General features: G+C 74.8%; 2 pseudogenes. One reads left to right on the top strand and one right to left on the bottom strand.

Features of this window, described 5'->3' with window-relative positions:
- A pseudogene (locus GT354_RS52030) lies at positions 1 to 1577 on the top strand (hypothetical protein); the annotation flags it as partial.
- Positions 1578 to 1617: 40 nt separating this feature from the next.
- On the opposite strand, the pseudogene GT354_RS52025 reads toward GT354_RS52030, so the two are convergent.
- Positions 1618 to 1871: pseudogene (locus GT354_RS52025) on the bottom strand (subtilin biosynthesis protein spaC); the annotation flags it as partial.

The following is a 1871-nucleotide window of genomic DNA, read 5'->3' as shown; positions in this document are numbered from 1 at the left end:
GGTCCACGCTCGAAGCGGCCGAGCCGCTGTTGCGGGCCCGGCCGGCGCTGGCGCCGTTGGCACGCGCGCTCGCGGCTCACCCCGACTATCGAGGCCACGCCCAACTGCGGCTGCCGGCAAGGGCTTCCGGCGCGTGGGAGGCACTGGACGGAATCACCGGGCAACTGTCCCCGTCGGACGCGGTGACCTGGTCGGCCGGGCTGCGCCGACTTCGGGCGGTGTGCGAGGTTCTGGGCGAGCGGTACACGGATGCGACGCCGGTCGAGGTGGCGGTGATGGTCGAGGCGGCCGAGGCGGAGGTGCGGGCCCTGTGCGAGTGGGCCGACACCGGCGCCCGACCCGACGGCGAACTGCTGGTGTTCTCATTGCGGTTGCCATGGCGGGTGCGGTGGGGCGCGGGGCTGCGCGAGAGTGCGCGGCGGGCGGTGACGCAGTTGCTGGAGCACCATGCCCACGACGGCGAGGCCGAACGCCGCCGCCGGACCCGGCTCACCCACGCTGTGCTCGATCCGCCGTACCCGTTGCCCGTGGCCGTGACCCGTCCTCGCCCTCGTTCCCATTCCCATTCCCAACCCGGCCCGCATCCCCTTCCCCATCCCCTCCCCCCTCCTCGTCCCCGAGTTCGCCCCGCCGAAGATGAACGCCTCGCACCCGGTGACCTGCCGGGGCCGTGGGGGAGCGTGTTGGTGCGCCCGGACGCGAGCGGGGCGATCTGGCTGGGGGCCGGCGTCCCCTACGTCGCGCCGTTCGCGGGGCACCAGCGAGAGCTGCTGGCCGAAGGCGGCGCCCCCGAACTGCCGTCCCCCGCCGAGTGGTTGAGCCGGACCACCCCCGTCGGGGTCGGCGTGATCGAGGTGGTGGGGCGCGACGCGGTCAACCCGGATGCCGCGCTGCACGAGCCGTTGGCGGCCGATGTGGCGGATCCGGCGGAGGGCCTCGACGGGCTGGCGGTGGTCGTGGACACGGAGCTGCGGCCCTGGCTGCGGCGGGCCGGGGGATCGGAGGTGTCGATCCCGGTATACGGCTCGTGCGCACTGATCGGCCGTACGGATCCCGCCGGCCGGCTGCTCGCGGCCCTCGCGGACGCCCACGGCTGGGACCTGACGGGGCGGTACGAGCCCACCCCGGCGAAGGTTTCGATCGGCGCGCCCGCCGGTGCCGCGACCACGGCGACGGTGCTGCCCCGGGTGGCCTTCCCCGACGGCACCGTGCTCGCGCCCCGCCGCTGGCGGATCGATCCCGGCGGCCCCGGCGGGGCGGCGTCACCGGCCGAGCGCTACCTCGCGTGGCGCCGCGTCGTGGAGGCGCTCGGCGTACCGAATCCGGCCTATGTCCGTACCGGACCCGACACCCCGGAACTGTTGATCCGCACCGACAGTCCACTGATCGTGCGCAGCCTCTTCGACCGCCTCCCTCCCGGTACGCCCCGGCTCGAACTCGTCGAACCGGCGGCCTCACCCGAGCACTGGCCGTTGACCGACGAGGCCGGCGCCCACTACGCCGCGGAACTCGCGGTGGACTGGGCCTGTGCCGACTATTGGACCGAACCGCCGCACGGCACAGGGCGACCCACCTGATCGGCAACACGTGTGCCCGATCGCTCGGCAGCCCGCTGGATCAGCGCAGGCCCAGGCACGCCAACCAGCCCCGCGCGCCCGTTCGCAGGGTGGACAGCACCACCGGCGCGCCGAGCAACCCGAGGAGGGTCCCGTCACCCGCCGCCGGATTCGGGACGCCGGCCAAGCCGGCCCCGACGTACGCGGTCAGCCGAGTCCGTAGCGCATCGGCCTCGGGCAGCCACGCGTGGCGGGCGAACGCGTCGGCCACCGCCAACACGCCGGCCGCGCCGTGGCACACGCCCAGGTGATCGG

It is taken from the genome of Streptomyces sp. SID3343, from assembly GCF_009865215.1.
GTDB lineage: Bacteria > Actinomycetota > Actinomycetes > Streptomycetales > Streptomycetaceae > Embleya.
Note: the sequence above shows the minus strand (reverse complement) of the source record. Positions and strands in the feature narration are given on the sequence as shown.